The organism is Stenotrophomonas sp. (genome assembly GCF_050737575.1).
Lineage (GTDB): Bacteria > Pseudomonadota > Gammaproteobacteria > Xanthomonadales > Xanthomonadaceae > Stenotrophomonas.
Genome location: NZ_JBOHXW010000007.1, coordinates 53835 through 79151 on the forward strand (window position 1 = coordinate 53835; position 25317 = coordinate 79151).

A 25317-nucleotide genomic window follows, 5' to 3' on the forward strand; every position below is an offset into this window, starting at 1 on the left:
ACGGTTGCGGCGGACGTCTTGCCGCTGCTGGCAGCCGGTTTTTCGGGAGTCGGCTTGGTGCGGAACGGCGTGTTGCCGAGCACCTCGATCTGACCGCCTGCGCTGTTGAACGCCGCCAGGTCTTCGGCCATGCGCTCGCGGCTCAAGTTACGCTGTTGAACGTGGGAGCCGGTGACAGCGCTGGTCGTTCCTGCAGAGGCCGGGCCCGTCTTGCGTGGTGGTATCGCCATGTTTTTTTCCTCAGGTAAGGTGCAGCGCGATGTTGCGATCGCCCTGCCGTGCATGTTCGTCGCGTTCGGCGCGGCAATACGGGCCGCCCATGACGAAGGATCTGCAGACGATGGGTCTGCTCTCGTAAATGCGGCACTTCATCTGTTGCCCATCCAGGGCGACGCACCAGCCATCCTCGTCCTTGGCCATGACCTGCAGGCCACTGGGCAATCGAGCTGTCAGGTGCGCCGGCACCGCGTCTCTTGCTTCCAGCACCACGGTGAGCTGGCAGCAAAGTGCGTCACAGCTGCTGCAGCTGATCTTGGCCTGCTTCTCGCGCTCCATGCGGTTTATTCGGCCCCCCCCGGCGCGTCGCGCGAGTAGTGCAGCAACTGGCCGCGAAATGGCTCAACGTCTTCATCATTCATGCGGCACCGCGTGGATTTGAACTCAAATCCCTGCAGGCCCAGCATGCGACTGAAACGTGCGCTGTTGCCGCGACCGGGATCGGTGATCACCACTTCGGTCTTCGGCTTCGCATGGCGGCGTATGACATCGGCCATCAACGCGGCATGACCTTGTTCGTAAAGAACGTCGCTGGCGATGATCAAATCGAACATGCCGAGCGAAGGCAGTTCGCGATCCCAGCGCATATGCCGGTAATGCACGGCCGGCAACGCATTCAGTGCGGCGTTGTAGGCGAGGAAGGGTTCGGCCAGCGGATGGATGTCGGAAGCGACGACATCGCCGCCCCGCTGCAACAACACAAGACTGGCCAGACCAATGCCGCAACCCAGTTCAAGGATGCGTTTGCCTTCGATATCAAAGCGGCACATCGCCTGGGCAAGCAGACGGCCTGATGGCCACAGCTGTCCGAACAGGCTCCATTGCGCCGACGAAATCCCAAGACGCTCTCCGTGACCATCCGGATCGCTGAACTGTTGTTTGTCACTGAGGATGCGCAACAGGTAAAGCTGGCCACCTATGGTGACCTTCTCGTTGCGTGTCGAATAACCGGGCATAGCGCACTCCCGTCGAGCGACCACCCGTGTAGACGGGCGGCTGACGCATGAAAGGGAGCGGAGTGGGCAACTATCAAGGCAGCTGCGCAGCGCGCGCGAAACAGGCAAGGCCTGCGGCTCAGCCTAACACTAAGCGCGTGCCCGCCTTCACATCTGGCTGAAGCGGAGCCATCGGCGTGTGACCGGGTCAGGCTGCTGAACCGGGCGAATGGCGTTGCGGTTGGCGATGCCGGTGGCTTGCGAGCGGCTGTTTGGCGTTGTTTCGATTGAGGTCAGCTGCGTGGCCGGCGCCTTCCTACAGCGCGCGTATCAGCAACCGGTTGAACGTTGCATCGTCAGCTCCATCCACAGGAATCTCAAACGTCATTCCCATCTTCGGCAGGTTTCGACGCCAGAAGTCGTGGGCGCGAAGATCGTCGCGGAAGGTAGCCAACAGCCATTGCCCCGTTTCCGGCGTCACCAACGCGGTGACCACAGCGGCCGCAATTCCCTTCCCTCTGAATTTGGGAAGAACGAAGAGATCCGCCAGTTCCTGGATGCGACGGCCCTGGAAATCGACGTCATCCACCAACACGAACCCGCACAGTTTTCCATCAAGCCACAGCAGCCTGGCCCAGTGCGACTGCTCACGCAGCGTGCTCTCCACATCGGCGTAATCGCTGTCGTAGAGTCCTTCTGGAAGAATGTCCTCGTCACTCCACGCGGACGCCTCGAAGTAGTACAGCTGCATCAACCGGAACAGCACGGTCGCGTCCTGCAACGTCGCGGGAATGATCCTCAAGGCTTCCATACAGCGCTCTCCATCGTGCATCCCAGTCTGCCGACCTGCAGTTTGCTGGTCGGCGGTTCCATGTGAATCCGTGCTGCTGTCACGGTGGATTCTCTCGCCGCACAACGCAGGGACGCGCAGATCATCCGCCATACGGTGCCAATGAGCTATTGAATTCGCTTGCGGTAGCGAAGATGAAATGCATTCCATGCATTCAGCGGCTTGGCGTATCGACGCGCACATGATCGAGCATCATGAACGCTGTATCGCTTCTACCCTCAGCGCTGAATCACCGGCCCCTCCGGCGAAATGATCAGCTGGTTGATACGGCGCAGTGCGCTTTCCAGTTGTCGGCGGCTGGTTGCCAGGCCCAGCGACAAGCGAAAGCCACTTTGCTGTGGTGCGTCGTCGGGGCGAAACGCGGACGACGGCGATATCGCCAAGCCCTGCAATTGCGCGGCACGTACGAAGGTGGCGTCGGTCCACGGCTCGGGTACGCGGCACCATGCGTGCAGGCCAGTCGCCCTCGCCTTCAATGATGGCGCCAGCAGATGCTCGGCCAGCGCGGTGCGCTCGCTGGCTTCGGCCAGCACCTGCTTGAGCAATGCGCGGGCCGAGCCGTCCAACAACAACTGGCTGACCAACGCCATCACCAGCGGATGGCCCATCAAGCAGATGGAGCGCAGCGCGGCCGCGATTGCTTCGGCATGGGACGCAGACGGGCATTGCACGAAGGCCGTGCGCAGGCCGGGGCTGATCGCTTTGGACAGCGTGGAGACGTAGTAGACACAGTCCGGCGCGAGTGCGGCGATGGGCGTTGGCTTGCTGGTGTCGTGATGCCAATACGGATCGTCTTCGATGGCGAGCAGTTGGCAGCGTTGCAGCACGCGCGCGAGGTCGGCGCGGCGCTGCGGTGGCACGGTCAACGCGGTCGGGTTGTTGCAGGTTGGATTGAAGTACACCACGCGCGCGCCGCTTCCTTTGGCAGCACGGGCAAGTGCATCCGGGCACATGCCCTGCTTGTCACCGCTCACCGGCACCAAGCGACGGCCAAGTGATCTGGCGACCTGCAACAGACCGGGATACACGAGTTGATCGCACAGAATCGCATCGCCCTCATGCGTCTGGCTGATGAGGATGGAGGTCAGCGCGAACTGTGCGCCTTCGGCCACTACCAAGCGCGTTTCGTTGACGTTGCCGAGCATCGGCTGCAACCAACTGGTGGCGGCATGGCGATCGGTCGGACTGCCGCCGCTGAGATGGTAGGTCATCAGATTAAGTGCATTGCTGCGTGCGAGCACCGCCGCCGCGCCACGCCGCAAGACGTCATTCAATGCGGCGGCATCGGGCACGGGCGGCACGTTCATGCTCAAGTCCACCGGCTGGCCGAACGCGGCTTTTGGCGGCGCGATGAAACTGCCTTGCGGGCCGCGTGCTTCGATCAATCCGCGTCGGCGTGCTTCATCAAACGCGCGCGTCACCGTGGTCAAGTCGATGCCGAGTTGCTTGGCCAACGCACGCTGCGATGGCAGGCGATGGCCGGGCACCAACTCGCCGGTGTTCATGGTGCGCTCGATGCTGTTGACGATGCGCAGGTAGATCGGGCCGTTGCTGGCCAGTGCGTTTTCTATCCAGCTCACTGCGCACCTTGGCGTTGACCGTGGAAGGCTGCGACAAACGGTCGCGCCATGTATGGATGATGTCGCGCTTTATTGTTTGCATCAGCGGCGGGTACCTGCTCACAACCATCGGTCGGTTGGAGCGGGTGCCCGCTGTTTTTCATGCGCGTGCAGAACGCCAAGGCACGACGACGTGCGTGCGGATTCATCGGTGGCGTCAGCGATCGCTTTGCCAGGGGCAATAGCAGCCGACCGCGAGCAGGCCGCGTGGACGCACCGTCTGCCCGGCGACCAGTTTGTCGAGGATGGGTTCGACAAAACTATTGGCCGAGTTGCACACCATGCCGATGCTGTACGGGCCGGCATACGCCAGATGCCCTTGTCGGTCCCAGATCGCGACCGCCGGGCTGGCGGGAATGTGCTCGGCACCCTGGATCGTCGGCAATGCTTTCAAGCGGCCTTGCAGATAGTCCGGCAACGCGCCGTGCGTGCCGGGTTTCTGCACGGCGTAGAAGTCGATACCCGCGCGGCGATACATCGTGATCAGGTAGCTCAGGTGCGCACCGGTTTCGCGGTTGCAGACCTTGCACGTCGGGTCCCAGAAATGCACGACGCGGATGCGCCCGGTGGCACCGGCCAGTTCGGGCGGCAACTGGAGCTGGGTGTCGTCGAAGACGATGGCCTGTTCGGCAAAGCTGGCCTGGTCACTGAAGCCGAAGTACTGCCACAACACGATCGCGATGCCGGCCATCACCACACAACCCGCCGCAATCCACAGCCGCATGCCGCGACGGCGCGACGCTGCGCCGTTGGCGGGGCTCACGTGGCCGCGTCCGGGCCGAACTTATAGTCGTATTGCTTGCGCATCTCGCGGCACGAATCGGCCTGGGCGCGGCGGTGGATCTCGGTACGCTCCGGCGCGCGACTGCGTTGCAGGCACTGCTCGATGGCCGCTTGCTCACTGGCCTGCACGCTGGCGGTCTGTGGCCGGGAGCAGACATACACCAGCGAGGCCAGCGCCAGGACGATGAAGCCCCCGCAGCCCAGCATGACCAGATGAAACCTCAGCTTGTCCCGGCGCACACAACCACCCACAAATCCATACAAGAATCGCAATGTAGCATTTTTGTATGGATATGACCGGGCGCGCCGGCCGGCACTGAGCTAGACGATCGCCCGCGCCCGCGTCTCAGGTGCAGCGGAGATCACCTCGGTGAGCTTGGTCAGCGCGGCCGCCAGACTGTGCTGATCCACCGCTCCGCCCAGCGACAGGCGGATGGCGTTGCCGGCCTGCTCTTCAATGCTGAAGGCCTCCGAGCTGGCAATGCCCAGGCCCTGCGCCTGTGCCGCCTGGATCAGCCGGTATTGATCCAGCCGCGCCGGCAGCGGCAGCCACACATGCAGACCGGTCGGGTGCGCCTGATACGGCGCCGGCAGGATGCGGGCGGCGATCTGCTGCCGCTGGCGCAGCTCCTGCTGGAAGCGGCGGACCATGTCGTCGGCCTGGCCACTGCGGATCCAGTGCGAGGCCACCGCCACCATCGACTGGGTCGGCATCAGCGCGATGGAGCGCAGGGCGTCGAGCAGCGGCTCCATCGGCTCACCCGGCGGCACCACCAGATAGGCCGTGCGCAGGCCCGGGGCCAGGCACTTGGACAGGGTGGAAACGTAGTACACCGGCGCTTCCGGGCTGCTCTCCACGGCCAGCGGCGCGGCGGCATCGGCGGCCAGCAGCCAGTACGGGTCGTCCTCGACCACCGCCACGCCGTAACGCCGCGCGATGGCCAGAATCGCCGTACGCCGGGCCTGCGACATGGTCGCCGTGGTCGGGTTCTGGATGGTTGGAATGAGGTAGATCAGGCTCGGCTTGCGCAGCTGGCAGGCTTCTTCCAGCGCCTCCGGCAGCATGCCTTCGTGGTCCATGGCGATGGGCGCAATGCCCCGCTGCAGCACGCGCGCGGCCGCCAGCAGGCCAGGATAGGTGAGCTGTTCGGCGGCGATCACGTCGCCCGGCTGGGTCTTTGCCAGCAGCAGGGCGCACAGCGCGGCCTGCGCGCCGGGGCAGATCACAACCCGCTCCGGCAGCACGTTGCCCAGGATCGGCGCCAGCCACTGCACGGCGGCAGCGCGGTCGTCGCGGGAGCCGGCGCCGACGTGGTAACTCATCAATTCGCCCTGCCCCAGCTGCTGGCTGAGCTGCTGGAAACCCCGCTCCATGCTCTGCGCGAACGGGCTGCTGCCCAGCAGCGGCGGGATGTTCATGCTCAGGTCCACCGAGGTGGCGCTGTTGCCGGCCGACATGGCGATGAAGGTGCCGCCCGCGCCCTGCGCGTCCAACAGATCGGACTGGCGCAGCTCGGCATAGGCGCGGGTGACGGTGGTCAGGTCCACGCCCATCAACTGGGCCAGATCGCGCTGCGGCGGCAAGCGGTCGCCAGGCTGCAGCACGCCGTCGTCGACGGCCTCGCGCACCTGCTGGGCAATCTGCAGATACAGCGGGCCAGTGCCTTCGGTGAAGGGACGGACCCAGGTCCGGTTGGGTTTTTTCAGGCGTCGACCAGTGGCTTGCGACTGCATCAGAGGGGACCTTCCATGCTTGTGCGTGCGTCAACCCATACAATCATGTATCTTGTATGGACTTGAATGGACAGGCAATCCTCTTGTAGGCGCCGCCGTACGGACAGTGTAGCCGCTCCCCGCGTATGTGCCGGGCGCCGGCAGTCCCCGCTCAAGAGCTCCTTCATCAGGGTCGACTTTCAATGAATATCTGCTGGAAACGCATCCGCCCAGCGCTGGCCGCTTTGGCATGCGTGGGTTTGGCTGGCTGCAACTGGGTACTGCTGGATTCCAAGGGCGACGTGGGCATTGCCCAGCGCGACCTGATCATCATCTGCGTGGCATTGATGATGATCGTGGTGATCCCGGCCATCGTGCTGACCTTCGTCTTTGCCTGGAAGTACCGCGCCGGCAACACCAAGGCCAGGTACATGCCGGATTGGGCGCACTCCACCAAGGTGGAAATCGTGGTGTGGGGCGTGCCGTTGATCATCGTCGCGGTGCTGGCGGTGATTGTGTGGAAATCCACGCACGAACTTGACCCTTACAAGCCGCTGGATATCCCCGGCGAGCCGCTGCATGTGGAAGTGATCGCCACTGATTGGAAGTGGGTATTCGTTTACCCGGACCTGGGCATTGCCACGGTCAACCAGCTCAACTTCCCGGCCGGCCAACAGCTGGCGTTCGACATCACCTCCAACTCGACGATGAATACCTTCTTCATCCCGCAGCTGGGTGGGCAGATCTACGCGATGGCCGGCATGCGCACGCAGCTGCATCTGGTGGCCAACGAACCGGGCGCGTTCGACGGCATGTCGGGCAATTACAGCGGCCACGGCTTCTCCAACATGAAGTTCGTCGCCACCGCGATGAGCAAGCAGCAGTTCGATGACTGGGTTGCGCAGGTGCGCCAGTCGCCGGACCAGCTCAGCTTCGACGAATTCAAACGTTTGGCCGCGCCCACCCGCAAGGAACCGGTGCGCCACTTCGCCAGCGTCGAACCACTGCTGTTCAAGAAGGTCATCGACCAGTTCATCGGCGTGGGTGAGAACACCCGGGCCACGTCGGGCGATCACGCAGAAACCAAGGCCTCCCAGGAGTAATGAGCATGTTCGGTAAGTTGACGTGGGACGCCGTGCCGTTGCACGACCCAATCGTCGTGGTGACATTGTTGGGCATGGTGTTGGGTGGCGTTGCGCTGCTGGGCGCCGTTACCTATTTCAAACTGTGGGGCATGCTGTGGCGCGACTGGTTCACCACCGTGGACCACAAGAAGATCGGCATCATGTACATCGTGGTGGCGCTGGTGATGTTGGTGCGCGGCTTTGCCGATGCGCTGATGATGCGCGCGCAGTTGGCCGCCGCCGGCCCGGGTAGCGATGGCTTCCTGCCGCCCGAGCACTACGACCAGATCTTCACCGCGCACGGCGTGATCATGATCTTCTTCGTCGCCACACCGTTCGTGGTGGGCCTGATGAACATCGTGGTGCCGCTGCAGATCGGCGCGCGCGATATGGCGTTCCCGTTCCTCAATGCCTTCAGCTTCTGGATCTTCGTGGTCGGCGCTGCGCTGATGATGATCTCGCTGGGCCTTGGCGAATTCGCGATGACCGGCTGGGTGGCGTATCCGCCGTTGTCAGGCATCGAGTTCAGTCCGGGCGTGGGTGTTGATTACTACATCTGGGCGTTGCAGGCCTCCGGTGTCGGCACCTTGCTGACTGGCGTCAACCTGTTCATCACCATCCTGCGCATGCGTGCGCCAGGCATGACGCTGATGAAGATGCCGGTGTTCACCTGGACCGTGCTGGTCACCAGCGTGATCATCATCGCCGCGTTCCCGATCCTGACCGTCGCCCTCGGCGCGCTCACCCTGGACCGCTACCTGGACTTCAACTTCTACACCAATGACCTGGGTGGCAACCCGATGATGTACGTCAACCTGGTGTGGGCCTGGGGCCACCCGGAGGTGTACATCCTGGTGTTGCCGGCGTTCGGCATTTTCTCCGAGATCACCGCCACGTTCTCGCGCAAGAAGTTGTTCGGCTACAAGTCGATGGTGGGTGCAACGCTGGCAATCGGCATCCTGTCGTTCGTGGTGTGGCTGCACCACTTCTTCACCATGGGCTCCGGTGCCAGCGTCAATGCCTTCTTCGGCATCATGACGATGATCATCGCCATCCCCACCGGCGTGAAGATCTTCACCTGGTTGTTCACCATGTACGGCGGCCGCGTGGAGTTCAGCGTGCCGATGTTGTGGACCATCGCCTTCCTGGTGACCTTCACCATCGGCGGCATGACCGGTGTGCTGCTGGCCATTCCGGGTGCGGATTTCCTGCTGCACAACAGCCTGTTCCTGGTCGCCCATTTCCACAACACCATCATCGGTGGCGCGTTGTTTGGCTACCTGGCCGGCTTCGTTTACTGGTTCCCGAAAGTGTTCGGCTTCACCCTCAACGAGCGCTTGGGCAAGTGGTCGTTCGCCTGCTGGATCATCGGCTTCTACCTGGCCTTCATGCCGCTGTACATGCTCGGCTTCATGGGCATGACCCGTCGCATGAACCAGTACGACAACCCGGCGTGGACGCCGTACCTGATTGCCGCCTTCATCGGAGCACTGTTCGTGTTCGCAGGCATCGTGCTGATGCTGGTGCAGATTTACGTCAGCGTGCGTGACCGCAAGAAGAACCTGGACATCACCGGCGACCCGTGGAATGCACGCACGCTGGAATGGCAGACGCCCTCGCCGCCGCCGTTCTACAACTTTGCCGTGGTGCCCAAGGCCGACCAGCTGGATGCCTTCCACGAAGCCAAGAAGCAAGGCCTGCCACCGCCGCCGAAGACGTACGCGCCCATCCACATGCCGCGCAACACCGGCGTGCCGTTGATCCTCAACATCTGGATCCTGGCGCTGTGCTTTGCCTTGATCTGGCACATCTGGTGGCTGGCCGGTGCGAGCTTCGTGGCGATGATCGTCACCTTGATCGTGCGCTCCTACGACGAGGACGTGGACTACTACGTCAGCGCCGAAGAAGTGGCCGCCATCGAGAACCAACACCAGAACAAGCTCAAGCAGCACAGGGTGATTGCATGAACATCATGTCCAACGTCGCCGTAGAAAACGCAACAGCGGCCGACCACAGCCATGACGATCATGGCCACGAACAAGGCGGCATGAAGGTCTTTGGCATGTGGGTTTACCTCATGTCCGACCTGGTGCTGTTCGGCTCGCTGTTCGCCTCCTACGCGGTGCTCAGCACCGCGTATGCCGGCGGCCCGACCGGCGCGGAGTTGTTCTCGCTGCCGTTCGTGATGGTGGAAACCTTCCTGCTGTTGTTCTCCAGCATCACCTACGGCCAGGCCGTGTTGGCGATGCACCGGCAGAACAAGCAGGCGGTGCTGGCCTGGCTGGGCGTCACCTTCGCGCTCGGCGCCGGCTTCATCGGCATGGAAGTGTATGAGTTCAACCACCTCATCCACATTGGCGCCGGCCCCACCACCAGCGCCTACCTGTCCGCGTTCTTCGCGCTGGTTGGCACGCACGGCCTGCACGTGGCCAGCGGCCTGATCTGGATGGCGGTGGTGATGCACCAGGTGAAGCGTCGCGGGCTCACCCCGACCAACGTCACCCGCATCTCCTGCCTGAGCCTGTTCTGGCACTTCCTGGACCTGGTCTGGATCTGCGTCTTCACCTTTGTCTATCTGATTGGAGTGTTCTGAACATGTCCGACAACGACACCTCCCGCGCCGGCAGCGGACATGGTTCCACCAAGTCCTACCTGATCGGCTTCGTGATCTGCGCCGTGCTCACCGTCATCCCCTTCATGCTGGTGATGAACCCGACGCTGTCGCGGCCACTGACGATGGCCCTGCTGGTCGGCTTTGCCGTCGTGCAGATCATCGTGCAGCTGGTGTACTTCCTGCACATGAACCGCTCTTCGGAGGGCGGCTGGAACCTGGCCAGTTTTGTTTTCACCCTGGTCATTCTTTTCATCGTGGTCGCGCTCTCCATCTGGATCATCTGGAGCATGCACTTCCACATGATGGTCAACTGACGCACACACGCACGGGCTGGCAAGCAATTGCCGGCCCGTGTCGTGCAGCGCGGCGGGCCGTCCTTCATCGACTGTAGCCATGTCCCGTTATTCCTCCCCCGCCAGCGGCCTTGCCGCACTGGCCCGCAAGCTCCGTCTTTCCACTGTGTTGCTCACCGCCGCCAGCCTGTTGCTGGTGGCCTGCGCGGCCAAACCCAAAGTGGATTACTACGGCAAGGACATCGCCTGCGAAGCGCTCGGCCAACACTGGTCGATGCCCGACAGCAGCGGCGTCACCCGCACGCCCGCCGACTTCAACGGCAAAGTGACCTACCTGTTCTTCGGCTTCACCAGCTGCCCCGACGTCTGCCCCACCACGATGGTGGAGTTGAACCGTGTGAAGCACCTGATGGGCTCGGACGCCGACAACCTGCAGGTGGTATTCGTCACCGTCGACCCGGCCCGCGACACCCCGGCCGTCGCCGAGACGTATGTAAAAGCTTTCGACCCCACTGCCACCGCACTGGTCGGCAACGATCAGCAGCTGGCTGCCATGGCGTCGTCATTCAAGGCCTTCTACGACCGCGAAGACGGCACCCTACCCGGCACCTACACCATGAGCCACACCTCCGGCGGCTACGTCTTCGACCGCCAGGGCCGGCTGCGCCTGTTCGCCCCGTTCGGCATGCCGGTGGAACAACTGTTCTCCGACATCCAACGCCTGACCCTGGAACCGACATTGCCGGTAGGCCAGCGAAACCCACCGGGCTGCAGCGTGGAAGCTTCAAGCTGAGGCCTGCCCCGGCCAACCCTCAAAGCCCAACAATCAAAGCCCCTCTCCCGTATACGGGAGAGGGGTTGGGGTGAGGGGAAGCTCCGAGCAAGCAGACCATCAGCTCCCAGCAAGCCCCCCAACACCACCCCAAAACCCATCAAAACCCCACCCCCACCTTGACACTCGCCCCCTCGGAACTGAGGCTAATGCCATGAGCATTGACCTTACTCCTCTGAATCTCCGAGAGCTCAACACTCTCATCCGCACCGCCCAGGCAACGCACAAAGCACTCGTCAGCCGCCCACCGGCCGAGAAAGTCCGGCGCCAGTTGATCGCCGCCGCCAAGCGCGCTGGCTACACGATTGACGAAGTCTTCGGCCTGGACGCAGACCAGGCGCAACCCAAGACCAAGGCCACCCGCCGCCGCAAAGGCCCCAAGGTCAAGCCGAAATACCGCGACCCGGAAAACCGCTGGAACACCTGGACCGGCCGCGGAAAGATGCCCCTCTGGCTCGCCTCAAAAGTCCGCTTCGGCCACAACCCGACCGACTTCCTGATACCCGGCGTCGCCAAGCTCACCCCGAAAGAGAAAGTCCTGACGGGAAAGCGGAAGTTGTTCAAGCAGGGTTGATCGGGAAACAAAAAAGCAACCAGACGGGGAGTCTGGTTGCTTCCTTAATTTTTCGCGCGGAAAAGTTAGCCGCTATCAAACTCGTCGCAAAAAAAACTCAACCCTGATCTGCACACCAGCATCCTTGCGCGGCTCACAAATAGATTCGAGAGCTTCTCTAGAGCGTGCATGGAAAATTTAATCTAGACGCCTTTCCAGAATCGCTCAACCTCCACTCTCCCTGAATCTCTATCCACCATTTCCTCGACAGGAATATTGAATGTAAGCCTTACCTTTGCTTTTCCCGAGGTAGCGAGAGGCTCCAAACGTGCTGCGCCACTATCGACAAGGGCGCTCACAAATCGCGTCCACATGTCCCCGTCATAATGATTTATCCAAGATAACCGATGATCGTCGGCGACTTTAGTTTCCCTATCGATAATCACCGGGACGTCAGGGCGCCTTATCAAACGAGTCAAATAGTGAAGCGAAGCTACAATAATCTCGCCATCGGACGAATCAATACTCCCACTCAAAATACCAGCATCGTGAAGTATCCTCGCCACCTGCGCTGGTGTATCAGCAAAGGAGGAGCCAATCTTCAGAGATGATATTGATGCACAATCCCCCCCTTTCAACACTCTCTTTGCTACGACTGAAGAAGGCACTTCCAAGTATTCGATAGTAGCTCCCGACACTATCACCTCGCCTTCAGAATTATCAGAAATACCGAGATGCGATATAACACTTCTGGAGAGGTCAATAGATGTCCAGCCACCGTCAGCTAAAACAACGCTGTTCATAGCCAAACCGCGCGCTGATGGAGTCGGCGGAATTCCGTTACCGAAGTTCAAAAGCGACTCCCAAAGTGCACCAAGATTTGAGGACGCCGCCTGATTTCCAGCCTCCCCCTTCAGTTCAAATGACATTTTACTTGAGAGGATCTTCGCAGATTCAGGGTATCTTTTTATTAGCCATTCAAATACTGCGGAATTTATATTGCTGGCTGCCAAAAGGCTAAATAAAGACTTCTCATTGAAAACCCCGGAAACTCGACGCTGAATTGCCAGCAGCAAAAAACAATCAAACAAAACTTCATGAGAAAAACCGAATTGATTCTGTCCATTTTTATCAGGCCTCACCCCAAGACCGCCTAGTGATGAAAGTCGCCTTGAGAGCCCAGGCCTCACTTCGTCAAGCGGCTCACCAACCACCATCTTCGCACAAGCCACAAGCTCTGATAGTTCGAGCTCCCTACTCTTTGAACTCTGCATCAAATCAGCCACATCCGAGAATAGCTCTCTTAACTCCCCAGTACTTAGTAGCTCCTCAGAGGTCTGGGTTCGAAGCTTGTGCGATTCTCGATCTAAAAATTGCTCGACGACAATCTCATACATTGAGGGAGCGTGCCGCGGAGTGTCAGCATTCCGTTCGATCCAAGCAGCAAAAGCTTTCGCGAAGAATGGCACGCCAAGTACGCCCCAATCATTCGCAGTAAGCATCTTGATTCGATCAACCCCGACCCCCATTTGCTTTAGATATTTTTCCGACTCATTTCTTTTCCATGGCTGCAATTCGACAAGCGTATGATCCACATTAAGATCAACTGCAGACGCAAGTGATCTTCTGTACTGGGTTAAGTAGTATGAAGACCTCGCTGATGCGACTAATACTCCTCGCCCACCAAGCTCTCTAAACCAGGGTTCGAGGGAGCCCAGCGCGTTTTCGTATCCACTGCTTCCCAAAAGCTCATCGAATCCGTCCACCATCAGCACCAGAAGTCCATTTCGACACAAAGCCTTTGCGCTGTGACTTGAGAGGACTTTAGTGATATTCAACGCGCTATCAACTGCATCCTCCAAGCTGGAAAGCGTCCTACCTGTCGATGAGACAAAAAGATAAAGCGGACATTGGCGCGTCGGATCTTCAGCGATGAGCCTTGAGCGCTCTTTCGCCAACCCCAGCATTAATTCCGTTTTTCCTAGCCCGGCTTGCCCAACCAAGAAGAAAACCGACGTTGACGGTTTCATGGTCTGACAAGCATCGTCGATTCGCACTCCTAGTTCAAAAAATTTGGAACCGTCAATCAACTCAGGACCAAGTGTGGACTCTTGCATTTCTCTGAGTATCGAAGGACCCCGCACCGGGGAGGTACCTTGAATCCCTAGACGTGACGACTCTTCCGCCTCTCGCCGCTGATCTAGCGCAGATAGACCCATGCCTATACGGCGGGCAAGCAGCTCCCACTTTGAAACGCTCTTAAGAAATTCAGAATACGATCGCCACTCGCCCTGACTCGCCTCCCATTCCCTACGATGATCAAGCCCAATACGGAAGGCATCGATTCTCGGTTCGTTACCTTCGCTTGTTGATCTTGTCCAAGGAATGTGAAGATAGCCCGTCCGCTCATCATCACCGAAAAAGAAACTAGGCCTCGAATAATCTTCCGTATATGCGGCAACGTCAGCCAGAGTATCTGTTACAAGCTTCGCCAAATCCTGATTTGGATTGCCTTTTTCGGAAAGAAACAGCCTTCTGAAGCGAGCAACGAGCTCGGAATTTCGCTCAAGCCAAAGCTCTCCATCAGATCCGAAATAATGTATGGTATCGTCGGCAAAGTGAGAGAAGACACCTAAATTTATTCTGGAAGAATGTGCGACCCACAGAGGCGAGACCTCGAAGGTGGCCGCCCCTTCATCTCCAACCAGCCAAAGCCGACCATCTTGCTCGCTAACGCCAACGATCGAAAGTTGCGTTGAGAGCGATCTTTCAAGACAAGATATGAGTGCCGAGACCGCTAGCGATATTTTCTGACGCATTCCGTCATCTGACGGCAGCGTCCCGCCATGTGAAAGCCGGTCCCGCAAAGATTTAAAGTTACTGTATTTATTAGCCACCCTGAAGGCATCTACCCCCTTGATGGCATCCACAGATAGCGCGCGCAACATTGAACTAACCCAAGCTGTTGCAGGCTCATCAACTAGTTTTGATCCTTGACGAAGCACCGCTAACATTGACCCAAATCCGGGCACCGGAAGCAACTTAACCGATGCACCTTGCTGCCTTCTATTAAATGAAATAAGAAGCGTGTAAATAACTCTAACGTGGAAGTCGATCAGCGCGATTGCCTCCCGCACGTCTACTTCATCGTTTGAGCGTTTCACTCTGAAATTTGAAAGGACGGGAGCTAACAACTCAAAAGCATTTATTGATTTCATTTTTTAATAGTCCTTTACTAGCTCGCAGCCAGCGGGCCTGCTCACGCATTGACTGTAGCGACATAAGCAGCTCGTTTCACACGGCATGCCCCGCCCAATTTCCCAGAATGATAGGTGAATCGATCAGCAACTTGTAGACAATCGTCATCCATAGACACTGCAGGCCTGATTTGCTCTCGTCGCAACTTGATAGAAACGCGCTTTCCCTCCCCTAAGCTCCCACCGTCGCTTCTTTGCTGATTCAGCTTGACATCGCCGCCACATAAGCGGCGGCGGCAGAAGCAACATAGCGGACAAAGCGCAATTGCCAGACGTCTGACCACAAACAAACCATCTTGAAACAGCGTATAGAGTCGGCATTTCTGCCGACCCTTTCGCTTGAACATCCGCCCACAAGCCATAGCCAGAATCGAGCTTGTCAAACAGCCCACATGATCTATCAATCTTTGCGGCTATCGAATGTGCCCGCAGACGCCACCTACCCCGCCGTAAAAAACACATCCGCATGCAGATCCTGCGCCTGCAATCCACGCGCACTTGTAACCTCCATCGCCGCTTCAACCATCAACGGCGGGCCGGCGACGTAGGCTTTCCAGCCATCAAGATTCTGCAGGTCTTCGGCGACGGCGTCGGTGACCATGCCTGTCCGCCAAGCTGCGTCTGCGGGGGCATCGGAAAGAACGGCCGTGAACGTCAGGTTTGAGTGCTGCTGCGCCAGCTGCTGAAAGTGATCCACGAGATAAATATCCCGCGTGCTCCGCGCACCGAAGTAGATATGGATCGGCTGCTTCATGCCTGCGGCAATCGCGGCGTCCACGATGCATTTGATCGGTGCCAGTCCTGAGCCACCCGCGATGCATAGCAGCGGCCCCGTGTGGTGCTCGCGCAGAAACGAGGAGCCGAACGGGCCTTCGACCAGCACCGGCTCACCGAGCTGCAGCTGCGTGTGGATGCATTCGCTCGCGGCGCCACCGGGCACACGACGGATGTGGAACTCAAGCAGGTCATCGCCGGAACGGCTCGCCATGGAGTAATCGCGGGCGGGAGCGCCAAGGAATTTCAGCCGCGCATATTGGCCGGCACTGAAGGCAAGCGCTTCGCCGTGATCGTTGACCAGCTGGATGCGCTTGATGTCATGCGTGACGTCTTCCATCGCAGCCACGCGGCAGGTGAGACGGCGCTGCGGATGCGATGCGGCCTCCGCTTCTTCAAGCCAGGTAACGACGCCGTCCGTTATCGGAATGGCGCAGCAAGCGAGGATCAGCCCTTGCGCCTTGTCCACGCCGGTGAGCGCAAAGCGGTTGTGATCGAGCAGCTCGACCTCGCCGCTGACCAGGCGCGACCTGCACGATCCACAGCGGCCCGAACGGCAGGCGTGCGGATAGGCGATGCCTTCGGCGAGCGCCGCGTCGAGAATGGTCATGCCCGCCGGCACCGCAATGCGGCGCCCGGTGCCGCGCAGTTCGATGTTCTTGCTCATGGCGCGCACTCAGATCGCATTGGATAAACCCAACGCCACCATCAGGCCAGGTTTCTGCGATGCAAACGTTCCGTAGAACACCTGATCACCGACCAAGGTAATCGGCGCGACACGCACACCGGTGCGGCGCTTGGCTTCGTCCCTGACCACAGCATCGGTGAGGTCGCGTTCCTCGAACGTGATGCCTTCCCTGGCAAACCACTCCTTCAACATCTTGCAATCCGGGCAGGTCGGCGGCGTGTAAACAGTGACGTGGGGATGAGATGCGCGGGTCATGCAGGCTTCCTCAAGCGGGCGATGGGTGTATGCAGATGGCGAAGAACGCAGCGGGCGTTCTGCACGAATTCAAAGCTTAAGGATTGCCGCCGTGGGAAGGTCAAGCGGATTTGTTGCGCCACTTTGAGAAGCGTTGACTGGCACTGACCTGCGAAGCAGGTGTTCGCTACAAAACAGAAGGCCGACATTTCTGCCGGCCTTCTGCGTGAACAGCTATCAACGTTGTTGGTCTGGTGCATTCAACTCAAGGGCAGCTGGCATCAGCGTAGCGTTTGGTGAGTTCTCAACACGGCTCTGATGCCGGCTTCTCATTTTCTTCCCATATCCGTTAGCTATTTCCATATCTCAGTCGTGATGAAGCCGTAGTCTCTGCTGTTGCAAGCCTCAATGCTTGCAATGCCTTCATGCATACCAAGCGACAGCAATCCCGTTCCACAGACAACGGCACGAGATGCCCAGAGCCACCTCTGACGGTGAGAGGATTCGCCCACTGTACAGCCGGGAAGAAAGTTAGCTCTCCAGCTGACAATTGCCCCGCCCTCCTCCCACTCTGCGTCCGCATGTACGGCAAACCCGCCAGGATCGCCGCGATAAACCGAGCCTGGGCCATCCATCACGATACTCATCGTCGCACCACAGAAAGCACGTGCGGCACTAGCGGCAGGGCTTACGGCCTCATTCCTCCTTGACTTCGCACCTTCCGATAGGGAGCTTCCTCCGCAGGCAAGCAATGCCTGTGCGTCTTTCGTAAGCGTAGCGATGCCGGTACGGACAACCTCGCCGCCGAACTTGGAACAATACTTATCGAGTTTTGTCAGCGTACTCTCAGGCTGGCGCGATGCGTCCAGCTCCAGCATTCCATCAGGTCGTACCGCGTGTATCAGCTCAACGTAGTCACCATTTTCAAGCTGATACGTGCGCAGCAGCGTTGCTGACGTCCTAGCCAGCGAGACATCGCTGGATGTCGTCTCTGACACCAGCTTGAACGAACCCCACATAGGCGTCTTCCCGTTCTGTGCAGCAGAAGCCATCGCGATGGAGAGAAGAAAAATTGCTGCAGAACTGTTCTTGAGATTCAACATGTCTTGTCCTTGAATTGCTGAACTTTCTTGTATGAAGCGCGCGCGAATGCGTCCTTGCAAGTACAGTCGGACTGCCAAACAAAGGCTTGATTGACCGTAAATGCATCCTCACCCTAGCGATATAGTTCACTGAAGAACGGTGAGCGATGTCTCACTAGCTGCCCGCCGGGGAAAACTCTGAATAGCTCCACGCTGATGCCGAATCACCGCGCCTAACGGGAGCACCCTAGTCGCGGCACAACGGACGTTTCTTCGCACCGAACAACAAGGCCGACGCGGGCAAGAACGGGCGTCGGCATGGAGTTCGCCGAGTGCTCAACATGACTCTGATCGGGGTTTCTAGCGGACCTTCCCGACATCAACTGCCTTCCATGTCATCCGTGAGCAAGAGGATGTAAGGCTCACATCGCTCGTCGCGGCAGCCCAGATATCTGATCTCGTCTCCGCTGGTCAATGTGACCACGCCACCACCGTTGATCACGAAACGCCAGCGCCGCTCTTCCATCGTGGCTTCTCCAGAGATGGAACACGGAAGCTGATAGAAGTTGCTGTGCGGCGCGGTCTCGTAGCGCTCGCTCAGTACAAACAGTTCCCGCACTTGGCTTGGGGACAGTGTCCACGCTGCACATTCGGGTTCGAGCATGTCGCCGGCTTTCCCGGTGTAGCTTGCGGCAGAAACGCGGATATTCAGAACGTCGTGATCTTGCCGGGAAGCAGAAACTGGGCTGCACGAAAGGAGGCAACCCATCAGCAGAAGATGGGGAGTACAGGTCACCGCCTTCACCAGGCGGTTTGCATGGAAGAATTTTCCGGCTGATGGCGTCGCGGTGATGATTGAGCCACCACCTGTCGTTCTATCGCCAAGCACACTCCATAACTTCGCCATTCAACACCCGGAGTTTTGACTGTCGTGAAGCACTCGATGGTAGTCATGCGAACGCGCCGATCGTTGCGCACCTGCCATGGGAGTTGTCGTCATCAATCAACCCGAGCGACCAATAGGAATTTTCTTAGTCGGCTTCGGTGCTGCACTTGCTTGATCTGGATCGGAAGCGATGGGTGCGTGAATCCGACCGGCCGGCTTTTTTTCAGAAAGCAAAACGCCGGCATCTCTGCCGGCGCTTGCTTGAACACCTATCAATGTTTTTGGTGTGAAGCATTCACCTCAACATCACCGCATCAGAACTCAGGGACGCAACAACACCTTCCCATTCTTGCCCGGCTGCAGACTCGCCTTCGCCGCTTCCGCTGCATCGGCCAGGTCGTAAATCCCCTGCACGGGCAGTGCCAGCTCACCGCTCATCACGCGCGTCAGCAGTTCGCCGACCAGTCGGCGCTTGTTCTCCACCGACATCTGTTGGCTGACCTTGCTGCCCCAGAAGCCCTTGACCGTGGCCTGCTTGAAGATGACGTCGCCGGACGGGATCAGCATCGGTTCGCCTGTCATGCTGCCGAACGACACCAGCGTGCCGTTTTCGCCGAGCAGCGACAGCAGGTCCGCGCTTGCCTGGCCGCCGATGGAATCGACGGCGGCGTGTGCAAGTGCGTCACCGAGCAATGCGTGGGCGCGCTGCTTCCAGTCGGCCTGCTCGGTGGACAGTACGTTGTCGATGCCCAGTGCCTTGAGTTCTTCAACGCCGGCATCGCGGCGCACCAGGCCTAGCACCTGCACGCCGCGTGCGGCGGCGAGCATCGCCAGAGTCTTGCCGACCGCGCCGTTGGCGGTGTTCTGCACAATCCATTGGCCGGGCTCGGCCTGCAGGAATTCCAGCAGCATCAGCGCGCTGAGCGGCATGGCGATCAACTGCGCCGCCGCTTCGTCGGCGATGGCGTCCGGCACGGGGATGACCATGCGCGCCGGTGCGATGAAGTGCTCCGCCCAGGTGCCGTGTACCGAGGCGGCCATCACGCGCTGGCCGATGGCGATGCCTTCGACGCCCTCGCCCACGGCATCAACGGTGCCTACTGCTTCACTGCCGCCGATGGCCGGCAGTGTGGGCTTATAGCCGTACTTGCCACGGATGGTCCACAGGTCGTGGTTGTGGATGGGCGCGAGGATCGTCTTGATCCGCACTTCGCCCGGGCCGGGCTGCGGCACCGGGCTGTCGCCCAGGGCCAGCACGTCGGTCGGTTCACCAAAGGTGGTGTGGATGGCGCTTCGCATGGTGATCTCCGGTGGGAATCAGGCGGCGGTGACGTGCAGGCGCACGTCGATGTTGCCGCGCGTGGCGTTGGAGTACGGGCAGATTTTGTGCGCGGCTTCGACCAGACGCAGCGCGGCGGCTTCATCCAAACCCTTCACTGCAACGTGCAGATCAATGTCCAACGCGTAGCCGCCTTCAGCGGTCTGGCCGATGCCCACTTCCACCGAGGTTTCGGTGCCGCTGGGTTGCAACTGCAGCTGCTTGGCGGCCACCGGCAATGCGTTGTCGAAACAGGCGGCGTAGCCCAGTGCGAACAGCTGTTCGGGGTTGGCGCCAGCCTTGCCGGAACCCGACAATGCGAGGTCAAGCGCGAGGCTGCCGTCGTCCAGTGCGGTGCGGCCAGCACGGCCGCCGGTGGAAGTGGCGCGGGTCTTGTAGAAGATTTTCATTACCGATTCCTTGGGGGAGCGTGGGGGTGGATGCGGTGAACGTTGGAGGTGACGTGTTGCGGTTCTATTGCCGATGATTCCCCGGGTGCACTTCGCTTAACCGGCTACGCAGACGGGAGTGCAGGTGCTCAGGCCAACTGCGCGAGCAAGGCCTTGGCGACGGCTTCGGAACTGGCCGGGTTCTGGCCGGTGACCAGGTGGCCATCGGTCAGCACGAACGACTGCCAGTCCGGGCCCTTGCTGTAGTTGCCACCGAGGCGGGCGAACGCGTCTTCGATCAGGAACGGCACCACGGCGCTCAGCCCGACCGCGTCTTCTTCGCTGTTGGAGAAGCCGGTGACCTTGCGACCGGCGACCAGCGGCTTGCCGTCGGCGGTGCGTGCGGCGATCAATGCACCGGGTGCGTGGCAGACCAGATCCAGCGGCTTGTTGGCACGGTCGAAGGTTTCGATGAGGGCGATGGAATCGGCATCACGCGCCAGATCCCATAGCGGGCCGTGGCCGCCCGGGTAGAACACCGCGTCGAACTGCGCGGGGTCGATCTGCTTCAGCGGCAGCGTCGTCGCCAGATGCTGCTGCGCGGCACTGTCCTTGCGGAAGCGCTCGGTGGCCGGCGTCTGCGCATCGGGCGCGTCGCTGTGCGGGTCCAGCGGCGGTTGGCCGCCCGCTGGCGATGCCAGGGTGATGTCGGCGCCGGCATCCTTGAACACGTAATACGGCGCGGCGAATTCCTCCAGCCAGAAGCCGGTCTTGTGCCCGGTGTCACCGAGCTGGTCGTGCGAGGTCAGGACGAACAGAACCTTCATGGCGGTGCCTTCAGTGATTGGGGGAGGAAACAGGTGCGACGGTGTTGCCGCACATCAACAGATGCTCGGTGGCCCCGCGCGCTTGTTGCAGTGGCAGGCGGTCCTGGCTGAGCTTGGACAACAGCGCCGCGCCCAGCCACATCTGATAGAGCACGCGCGCGACATCGAGCGCGGGTTTGCCGGGCGGCAGCGAGCCATCGGCGCGGCCTTCTTCGACCAGTGCGGCGATGCGCTGCAGCAGCCGTTGCACGCCGCCATCGAGCACGCGACGCATGTCTTCGGAAAGATCCGCGACCTCGGCAGCCAGCTTCACCACCAGACATTCCTCGGCCCAACCCTGGGCCGGATCGGCCGGGTCACGCGCCCAGGCATCCCAGTAGCGCATCAAGCGCTGCTGCCCATTGCCGCCGTCGGCCAGCAGCAGCTCCAGCTTGCGCCCGTAGTCGTCTACGTACTGTTGCAACAGCTCACAGCCGAAGCCTTCCTTGGACGCGAAGTAGTGATAGAACGAGCCCTTGGGCACCGCACAGGCCTTGAGGATTTCCTGCAGGCCAAGCGCGGCAAACCCCTTCTGCAGAACCAGCCGGTAGCCGGTATCGAGGATGTGCTGGCGGGTAGCCTGAGCTTTGGGGGAGAGGTTCATGGGGTGGACTTTACTCCGAATAGACCGGTCGTCTATTAACAGATGGTTAGTGGGGGCGCTGGGGATTGCCGGGGATGGGACTCCGTTGATGTCGATGGAGCTGAGGCCTGGGCTTGGGCCGCCGACGACGACGACGACGACGCAAAGCATGCAATCCAACCCTTCTCCCGTTTACGGGAGAAGGTGCCCCGAAGGGGCGGATGAGGGGAGCTTTGGCTTTGGCTTGGCCCGCATCTTTATTGAAGCGACTTCGTTCCACCCTCTCCCCAACCCCTCTCCCGTAAAGGGAGAGGGGCTAAAGCTGGGCCGAAGCAGCTCCAGCCTTGCCGCCAACTTCGTCCATTTCCCAGCAATCGCCGCGCATTACACCCGAGCGCTTTGATGCGGCCGTCGTTCGACGCGAGCGGCCAATCAGACAAATCTCATGCCAGCCCTGTCCCAGGCACTGCCGCGCAAGCAATCCCAGAAACCCGCCAAAATTCAAACAAACGATTAAAACGAGGCTAATTTCGTCGAACTGGACAGCATCGCCAGCTTCCCTCACACTGCCGCCCTTTCCCGCCGACCGCTGGATCATGGCAAAACTGTTGGTCCTCCATGGCCCCAATCTGAACCTGTTGGGCACCCGCGAGCCGGATGTCTACGGCCACACCACGCTGCCGCAGATTGACGCGGCGCTGGCGGCGCAGGCGCAGCAGGCGGGGCATCAGGTCGAGCACCTGCAATCCAACGCCGAGCATGTGCTGGTGGATCGCGTGCAGGCTGCGCGTGGCGATGGAACCGCTTTCATTCTGATCAACCCGGCGGCCTTCACCCACACCTCGGTCGCCCTGCGCGATGCGTTGGCGGCGGTGGCCATTCCGTTTATCGAGATCCACCTGTCCAACCCGCACAGCCGCGAGCCGTTCCGCCAGCACAGCTATCTCAGTGACAAGGCGGTCGGCGTGATCTGCGGCTTTGGTGCGGACAGCTACCGCTACGCCATGGATGCGGCATTGACCCGCCTGGTGGCCACCGAATGAACCCGCAGCCGCAGTTGCTGGCCGGTCTGGTGCTGGGTTGCCTGCCGCTCGCGGTGGCGCATGCCGGCAGCGTTGACCGCGCCGCCGATGGCATCGACTGCGCAACCGCCACCAGCACGATGGAACGGGATCTGTGCGCGTCCGATCGCGCCGAAGACGCCGATGCCCTGCTCAACACCGCTTACGCGCAGGCCCGCCAGCAGTTACGGCGGCAGGCCGCAGATGGCAGCTGCACGCATTGCGCCGACGCCGAGCAGCAACTGGTGATCGCGCAGCGCGCCTGGATCCAGCTGCGCGACAAGGATTGCGACGCGGTGTACGCCTTTCATGCCGATGGCACCTCGCGCAACGGCGCGCAGATGCATTGTCTTACCACCCACGCGCAGGACCGTACGCGGCAGCTGCGCGATTTTTACGAACTTTGACCCGGGCGCCCCGCGCCTTCTCCTTACCGCTTAATAGAACGAAAGAGGCCCTCATGGATCTGCGCAAAATCAAGAAGCTCATCGACCTGCTGGAAGAGTCGAACCTGGCCGAGATCGAGATCAAGGAAGGTGAAGAATCCGTGCGCCTGTCGCGCAACCCGGTCGGCACCTATGTCGCCGCACCGGCTCCGGTCTACGCCGCACCGGCCGCTGCCGCTGCACCGGCCATGCCGATGAGCGGCCCGACCGAAGCCTCCACCGGCGGCACCGCCAAGCCGGGCAATGCCCTGCCGGAAGGCCACGTGCAGCGCGCGCCGATGGTCGGCACCTTCTATTCGTCCTCGTCGCCGGACAAGCCGGCCTTCGTGACCGTTGGTCAGACCGTCAAGGCCGGTGAAACGCTGGCCATCATCGAGGCGATGAAGATGTTCAACCCGATCGAGGCCGAAGTGTCCGGCACCGTGGTGGCCATCCTTGGCGAGAACGGCAGCCCGGTGGAATTCGACCAGCCGCTGTTCGTGATTGCCTGAGGCGCCGGCCATGCTCGACAAGGTCGTTATCGCCAACCGGGGTGAAATCGCGCTGCGCATCTTGCGTGCGTGCCACACCCTTGGCATTCGCACGGTCGCGGTGCATTCCACCGTTGACCGCAATCTCAAGCACGTTGCCATGGCCGATGAATCGGTCTGCATCGGCCCGGCACCGTCGTCGGAAAGCTACCTCAACATCCCGGCGCTGATCGCCGCGGCCGAGGTGACCGACGCCCAGGCCATCCACCCGGGTTACGGCTTCCTCTCCGAGAACGCCGACTTCGCCGAGCGCGTGGAGCAGTCCGGTTTCATCTTCATCGGCCCGCGTGCGGAAACCATCCGCCTGATGGGCGACAAGGTGGAAGCGATCCGCGCGATGAAGGCTGCCGGCGTGCCGTGCGTGCCCGGTTCGGGCGGCCCGCTGGGTGAAGACATCGTCGCCAACACCAAGATCGCCCGTGAGATCGGCTACCCGGTCATCATCAAGGCGTCGGGCGGCGGCGGCGGCCGTGGCATGCGCGTGGTGCATGCCGAAGCCTCGTTGAAGGCCTCCATCGAAACCACCAAGTCCGAAGCCAAGGCCGCGTTCGGCAATGGCGAGGTCTACATGGAGAAGTACCTGGAAAACCCGCGTCACGTGGAAATCCAGGTGCTGGCCGACGGCCAGGGCAACGCCATCCACCTGGGTGAGCGCGACTGCTCGATGCAGCGCCGTCACCAGAAGGTCGTCGAAGAAGCACCGGCACCGGGCATCACCGCTGAACTGCGCGAGCAGATCGGCAAGGTCTGCGTGGAAGCCTGCATCCGCATCGGCTACCGCGGAGCGGGCACGTTCGAGTTCCTGTTCGAGGACGGCAAGTTCTACTTCATCGAAATGAACACCCGCGTGCAGGTGGAACATCCGGTGACGGAGATGGTGACCGGCATCGACCTGGTGGCCGAACAGCTGCGCATTGCCTCGGGCCAGAAGCTGAGCATCAAGCAGAGCGACGTGGTGCTGCATGGCCACGCCATCGAATGCCGCATCAACGCCGAGGACGCGGAAACCTTCATCCCCAGCCCCGGCCTGATCACCGGCTTCTACCCGCCGGGTGGCCCGGGTGTGCGCGTGGATACGCATATCTACGCCGGCTACAAGGTGCCGCCGAACTACGACTCGATGATCGGCAAGCTGATCGTGCACGGCCCCGACCGCGACACCGCCATCGCGCGCATGCGCGTGGCGTTGAGCGAGATGGTGGTGGACGGCATCAAGACCAACGTCGCCCTGCAGCAGCGCATCATGCGCGACAAGGGCTTCCAGGCCGGTGGGCAGAACATCCACTACCTGGAAAAGCGTTTGGCCGAGCGCAAGAACCAGTCGATTGCCTTGACCTGATCAAGCGCCATCAACGGGCATGAAAAAGGCGGGGAAACCCGCCTTTTTCTTTGCTCTGAAATTAGCCCTCCCTTTGCGGGCGAAGCACGCAGGGGGAAGCTGGGAGGGGGGTGGCCTTTCGCGCGCGTCCTCTACCAGCAACCTGATCAGCGTCGAGCCTCAGCCGAACTGCCAGGGAGCCAGGAAGGCGTTGCCCTCACCCCAACCCCTCTCCCGCATGCGGGATAGGGGCTCCCAGCTGAGACTCGACGCTAATCAGGTACCTGCAAAAG

At 60.7% G+C, this 25317-nt stretch carries 27 protein-coding genes; 10 read left to right on the top strand and 17 right to left on the bottom strand.

Going from position 1 to position 25317, the window contains the following annotated elements:
* Window positions 1-240: 240 nt before the first annotated feature.
* The 7 genes from ACREP4_RS13655 to ACREP4_RS13685 all read right to left on the bottom strand — a co-directional run bounded on the left by ACREP4_RS13655 (window position 241) and on the right by ACREP4_RS13685 (window position 6197).
* Window positions 241-555, bottom strand: a complete 315-nt coding sequence (locus ACREP4_RS13655; RefSeq protein WP_431596739.1) for a YkgJ family cysteine cluster protein — start codon at window positions 553-555, stop codon at window positions 241-243.
* A 5-nt stretch (window positions 556-560) separates the two neighbouring features.
* Window positions 561-1232 (bottom strand): class I SAM-dependent methyltransferase, encoded by a 672-nt coding sequence (locus tag ACREP4_RS13660; RefSeq protein WP_431596740.1) that lies wholly within the window; start codon window positions 1230-1232, stop codon window positions 561-563.
* 295 nt (window positions 1233-1527) lie between these two features.
* On the bottom strand, window positions 1528-2154 hold the full coding sequence (locus tag ACREP4_RS13665; protein ID WP_431596741.1) for a GNAT family N-acetyltransferase: 627 nt from the start codon (window positions 2152-2154) through the stop codon (window positions 1528-1530).
* Between the two features lie 125 nt (window positions 2155-2279).
* A complete protein-coding gene (locus ACREP4_RS13670; protein ID WP_431596742.1) occupies window positions 2280-3641 on the bottom strand; it encodes a PLP-dependent aminotransferase family protein in 1362 nt (453 codons plus the stop codon).
* Window positions 3642-3837: 196 nt separating this feature from the next.
* Complete coding sequence (locus ACREP4_RS13675) at window positions 3838-4443, bottom strand: DUF6436 domain-containing protein (protein ID WP_431596743.1); 606 nt, start codon at window positions 4441-4443, stop codon at window positions 3838-3840.
* Window positions 4440-4670 carry a hypothetical protein gene (locus ACREP4_RS13680; RefSeq protein ID WP_431596744.1) on the bottom strand — a complete coding sequence of 77 codons (231 nt, stop codon included), beginning with the start codon at window positions 4668-4670 and terminating at the stop codon, window positions 4440-4442. Before ACREP4_RS13680 ends, ACREP4_RS13675 begins: the two co-directional genes overlap by 4 nt.
* A 114-nt stretch (window positions 4671-4784) precedes the next feature.
* On the bottom strand, window positions 4785-6197 hold the full coding sequence (locus ACREP4_RS13685) for a PLP-dependent aminotransferase family protein (protein ID WP_431596745.1): 1413 nt from the start codon (window positions 6195-6197) through the stop codon (window positions 4785-4787).
* A gap of 182 nt (window positions 6198-6379) precedes the next feature.
* Between ACREP4_RS13685 and cyoA the strand changes: the two genes are divergently transcribed.
* From cyoA to ACREP4_RS13715, 6 genes are all read left to right on the top strand, one after another.
* Window positions 6380-7279: a ubiquinol oxidase subunit II gene (gene cyoA / locus ACREP4_RS13690; protein WP_431596746.1), complete on the top strand. Its 900-nt coding sequence runs from the start codon at window positions 6380-6382 to the stop codon at window positions 7277-7279.
* 5 nt (window positions 7280-7284) lie between these two features.
* Complete coding sequence (cyoB, locus tag ACREP4_RS13695) at window positions 7285-9267, top strand: cytochrome o ubiquinol oxidase subunit I (RefSeq protein WP_431596747.1); 1983 nt, start codon at window positions 7285-7287, stop codon at window positions 9265-9267.
* Window positions 9264-9893, top strand: a complete 630-nt coding sequence (gene cyoC / locus ACREP4_RS13700; RefSeq protein ID WP_431596748.1) for a cytochrome o ubiquinol oxidase subunit III — start codon at window positions 9264-9266, stop codon at window positions 9891-9893. Before cyoB ends, cyoC begins: the two co-directional genes overlap by 4 nt.
* 2 nt (window positions 9894-9895) lie before the next feature.
* Entirely contained in the window at window positions 9896-10228 is a 333-nt protein-coding gene (gene cyoD, locus ACREP4_RS13705; RefSeq protein WP_057627619.1) for a cytochrome o ubiquinol oxidase subunit IV, read from the top strand.
* 79 nt (window positions 10229-10307) lie between these two features.
* Entirely contained in the window at window positions 10308-11000 is a 693-nt protein-coding gene (locus ACREP4_RS13710; RefSeq protein WP_431596749.1) for an SCO family protein, read from the top strand.
* 193 nt (window positions 11001-11193) lie between these two features.
* Window positions 11194-11613 carry an H-NS family nucleoid-associated regulatory protein gene (locus tag ACREP4_RS13715; RefSeq protein WP_431596750.1) on the top strand — a complete coding sequence of 140 codons (420 nt, stop codon included), beginning with the start codon at window positions 11194-11196 and terminating at the stop codon, window positions 11611-11613.
* A 182-nt stretch (window positions 11614-11795) separates the two neighbouring features.
* Here the strand turns inward: ACREP4_RS13715 and ACREP4_RS13720 are convergent, their stop codons facing one another.
* The 10 genes from ACREP4_RS13720 to ACREP4_RS13765 all read right to left on the bottom strand — a co-directional run bounded on the left by ACREP4_RS13720 (window position 11796) and on the right by ACREP4_RS13765 (window position 22267).
* A complete protein-coding gene (locus tag ACREP4_RS13720; protein ID WP_431596751.1) occupies window positions 11796-14810 on the bottom strand; it encodes an NACHT domain-containing protein in 3015 nt (1004 codons plus the stop codon).
* Between the two features lie 478 nt (window positions 14811-15288).
* Entirely contained in the window at window positions 15289-16290 is a 1002-nt protein-coding gene (locus ACREP4_RS13725) for a 2Fe-2S iron-sulfur cluster-binding protein (RefSeq protein WP_431596752.1), read from the bottom strand.
* A 9-nt stretch (window positions 16291-16299) separates the two neighbouring features.
* Window positions 16300-16566 carry a glutaredoxin family protein gene (locus ACREP4_RS13730; protein WP_431596753.1) on the bottom strand — a complete coding sequence of 89 codons (267 nt, stop codon included), beginning with the start codon at window positions 16564-16566 and terminating at the stop codon, window positions 16300-16302.
* 332 nt (window positions 16567-16898) lie between these two features.
* Complete coding sequence (locus ACREP4_RS13735) at window positions 16899-17648, bottom strand: hypothetical protein (RefSeq protein ID WP_431596754.1); 750 nt, start codon at window positions 17646-17648, stop codon at window positions 16899-16901.
* A 358-nt stretch (window positions 17649-18006) separates the two neighbouring features.
* A complete protein-coding gene (locus ACREP4_RS13740; protein WP_431596755.1) occupies window positions 18007-18534 on the bottom strand; it encodes a hypothetical protein in 528 nt (175 codons plus the stop codon).
* Between the two features lie 300 nt (window positions 18535-18834).
* Window positions 18835-19812 (bottom strand): zinc-binding dehydrogenase, encoded by a 978-nt coding sequence (locus ACREP4_RS13745; protein ID WP_431596756.1) that lies wholly within the window; start codon window positions 19810-19812, stop codon window positions 18835-18837.
* An 18-nt stretch (window positions 19813-19830) separates the two neighbouring features.
* Window positions 19831-20241, bottom strand: a complete 411-nt coding sequence (locus ACREP4_RS13750) for an organic hydroperoxide resistance protein (protein WP_431596757.1) — start codon at window positions 20239-20241, stop codon at window positions 19831-19833.
* Window positions 20242-20369: 128 nt separating this feature from the next.
* Window positions 20370-21047 carry a type 1 glutamine amidotransferase domain-containing protein gene (locus tag ACREP4_RS13755; RefSeq protein ID WP_431596758.1) on the bottom strand — a complete coding sequence of 226 codons (678 nt, stop codon included), beginning with the start codon at window positions 21045-21047 and terminating at the stop codon, window positions 20370-20372.
* Window positions 21048-21057: 10 nt separating this feature from the next.
* Window positions 21058-21690, bottom strand: coding sequence for a TetR/AcrR family transcriptional regulator (locus ACREP4_RS13760; protein WP_431596759.1), 633 nt, complete (start codon window positions 21688-21690; stop codon window positions 21058-21060).
* Window positions 21691-21985: 295 nt separating this feature from the next.
* The gene (locus ACREP4_RS13765) at window positions 21986-22267 is read right to left on the bottom strand and encodes a hypothetical protein (RefSeq protein ID WP_431596760.1); all 282 of its coding nucleotides are present in this window, start codon (window positions 22265-22267) and stop codon (window positions 21986-21988) included.
* On the opposite strand from ACREP4_RS13765, the gene aroQ reads away from it, so the two are divergent.
* From aroQ to accC, 4 genes are read left to right on the top strand one after another with little or no spacing between them, the layout of a single operon-like run.
* Window positions 22266-22712, top strand: coding sequence for a type II 3-dehydroquinate dehydratase (gene aroQ, locus ACREP4_RS13770; RefSeq protein WP_431596761.1), 447 nt, complete (start codon window positions 22266-22268; stop codon window positions 22710-22712). The two genes, ACREP4_RS13765 and aroQ, sit on opposite strands and share 2 nt — an antisense overlap.
* Window positions 22709-23137 carry a lysozyme inhibitor LprI family protein gene (locus ACREP4_RS13775; RefSeq protein WP_431596762.1) on the top strand — a complete coding sequence of 143 codons (429 nt, stop codon included), beginning with the start codon at window positions 22709-22711 and terminating at the stop codon, window positions 23135-23137. The genes aroQ and ACREP4_RS13775 overlap by 4 nt, the downstream gene beginning before the upstream one ends.
* A 53-nt stretch (window positions 23138-23190) precedes the next feature.
* Window positions 23191-23667 carry an acetyl-CoA carboxylase biotin carboxyl carrier protein gene (gene accB, locus ACREP4_RS13780; RefSeq protein ID WP_431596763.1) on the top strand — a complete coding sequence of 159 codons (477 nt, stop codon included), beginning with the start codon at window positions 23191-23193 and terminating at the stop codon, window positions 23665-23667.
* Between the two features lie 10 nt (window positions 23668-23677).
* Entirely contained in the window at window positions 23678-25045 is a 1368-nt protein-coding gene (accC, locus tag ACREP4_RS13785) for an acetyl-CoA carboxylase biotin carboxylase subunit (RefSeq protein ID WP_431596764.1), read from the top strand.
* Window positions 25046-25317 lie beyond the last annotated feature (272 nt).

Bases quoted from the DNA above. Each gene is read 5' to 3' on its own strand.
- ACREP4_RS13655 (WP_431596739.1), bottom strand. From the start codon at position 555: ATGGAGCGCGAGAAGCAGGCCAAGATCAGCTGCAGCAGCTGTGACGCA.
- ACREP4_RS13660 (WP_431596740.1), bottom strand. From the start codon at position 1,232: ATGCCCGGTTATTCGACACGCAACGAGAAGGTCACCATAGGTGGCCAG.
- ACREP4_RS13665 (WP_431596741.1), bottom strand. From the start codon at position 2,154: ATGGCGGATGATCTGCGCGTCCCTGCGTTGTGCGGCGAGAGAATCCAC.
- ACREP4_RS13680 (WP_431596744.1), bottom strand. From the start codon at position 4,670: ATGCTGGGCTGCGGGGGCTTCATCGTCCTGGCGCTGGCCTCGCTGGTG.
- ACREP4_RS13685 (WP_431596745.1), bottom strand. From the start codon at position 6,197: ATGCAGTCGCAAGCCACTGGTCGACGCCTGAAAAAACCCAACCGGACC.
- cyoA (WP_431596746.1), top strand. From the start codon at position 6,380: ATGAATATCTGCTGGAAACGCATCCGCCCAGCGCTGGCCGCTTTGGCA.
- cyoB (WP_431596747.1), top strand. From the start codon at position 7,285: ATGTTCGGTAAGTTGACGTGGGACGCCGTGCCGTTGCACGACCCAATC.
- cyoC (WP_431596748.1), top strand. From the start codon at position 9,264: ATGAACATCATGTCCAACGTCGCCGTAGAAAACGCAACAGCGGCCGAC.
- cyoD (WP_057627619.1), top strand. From the start codon at position 9,896: ATGTCCGACAACGACACCTCCCGCGCCGGCAGCGGACATGGTTCCACC.
- ACREP4_RS13710 (WP_431596749.1), top strand. From the start codon at position 10,308: ATGTCCCGTTATTCCTCCCCCGCCAGCGGCCTTGCCGCACTGGCCCGC.
- ACREP4_RS13715 (WP_431596750.1), top strand. From the start codon at position 11,194: ATGAGCATTGACCTTACTCCTCTGAATCTCCGAGAGCTCAACACTCTC.
- ACREP4_RS13720 (WP_431596751.1), bottom strand. From the start codon at position 14,810: ATGAAATCAATAAATGCTTTTGAGTTGTTAGCTCCCGTCCTTTCAAAT.
- ACREP4_RS13725 (WP_431596752.1), bottom strand. From the start codon at position 16,290: ATGAGCAAGAACATCGAACTGCGCGGCACCGGGCGCCGCATTGCGGTG.
- ACREP4_RS13730 (WP_431596753.1), bottom strand. From the start codon at position 16,566: ATGACCCGCGCATCTCATCCCCACGTCACTGTTTACACGCCGCCGACC.
- ACREP4_RS13735 (WP_431596754.1), bottom strand. From the start codon at position 17,648: ATGTTGAATCTCAAGAACAGTTCTGCAGCAATTTTTCTTCTCTCCATC.
- ACREP4_RS13740 (WP_431596755.1), bottom strand. From the start codon at position 18,534: ATGGCGAAGTTATGGAGTGTGCTTGGCGATAGAACGACAGGTGGTGGC.
- ACREP4_RS13745 (WP_431596756.1), bottom strand. From the start codon at position 19,812: ATGCGAAGCGCCATCCACACCACCTTTGGTGAACCGACCGACGTGCTG.
- ACREP4_RS13750 (WP_431596757.1), bottom strand. From the start codon at position 20,241: ATGAAAATCTTCTACAAGACCCGCGCCACTTCCACCGGCGGCCGTGCT.
- ACREP4_RS13755 (WP_431596758.1), bottom strand. From the start codon at position 21,047: ATGAAGGTTCTGTTCGTCCTGACCTCGCACGACCAGCTCGGTGACACC.
- ACREP4_RS13760 (WP_431596759.1), bottom strand. From the start codon at position 21,690: ATGAACCTCTCCCCCAAAGCTCAGGCTACCCGCCAGCACATCCTCGAT.
- aroQ (WP_431596761.1), top strand. From the start codon at position 22,266: ATGGCAAAACTGTTGGTCCTCCATGGCCCCAATCTGAACCTGTTGGGC.
- ACREP4_RS13765 (WP_431596760.1), bottom strand. From the start codon at position 22,267: ATGATCCAGCGGTCGGCGGGAAAGGGCGGCAGTGTGAGGGAAGCTGGC.
- ACREP4_RS13775 (WP_431596762.1), top strand. From the start codon at position 22,709: ATGAACCCGCAGCCGCAGTTGCTGGCCGGTCTGGTGCTGGGTTGCCTG.
- accB (WP_431596763.1), top strand. From the start codon at position 23,191: ATGGATCTGCGCAAAATCAAGAAGCTCATCGACCTGCTGGAAGAGTCG.
- accC (WP_431596764.1), top strand. From the start codon at position 23,678: ATGCTCGACAAGGTCGTTATCGCCAACCGGGGTGAAATCGCGCTGCGC.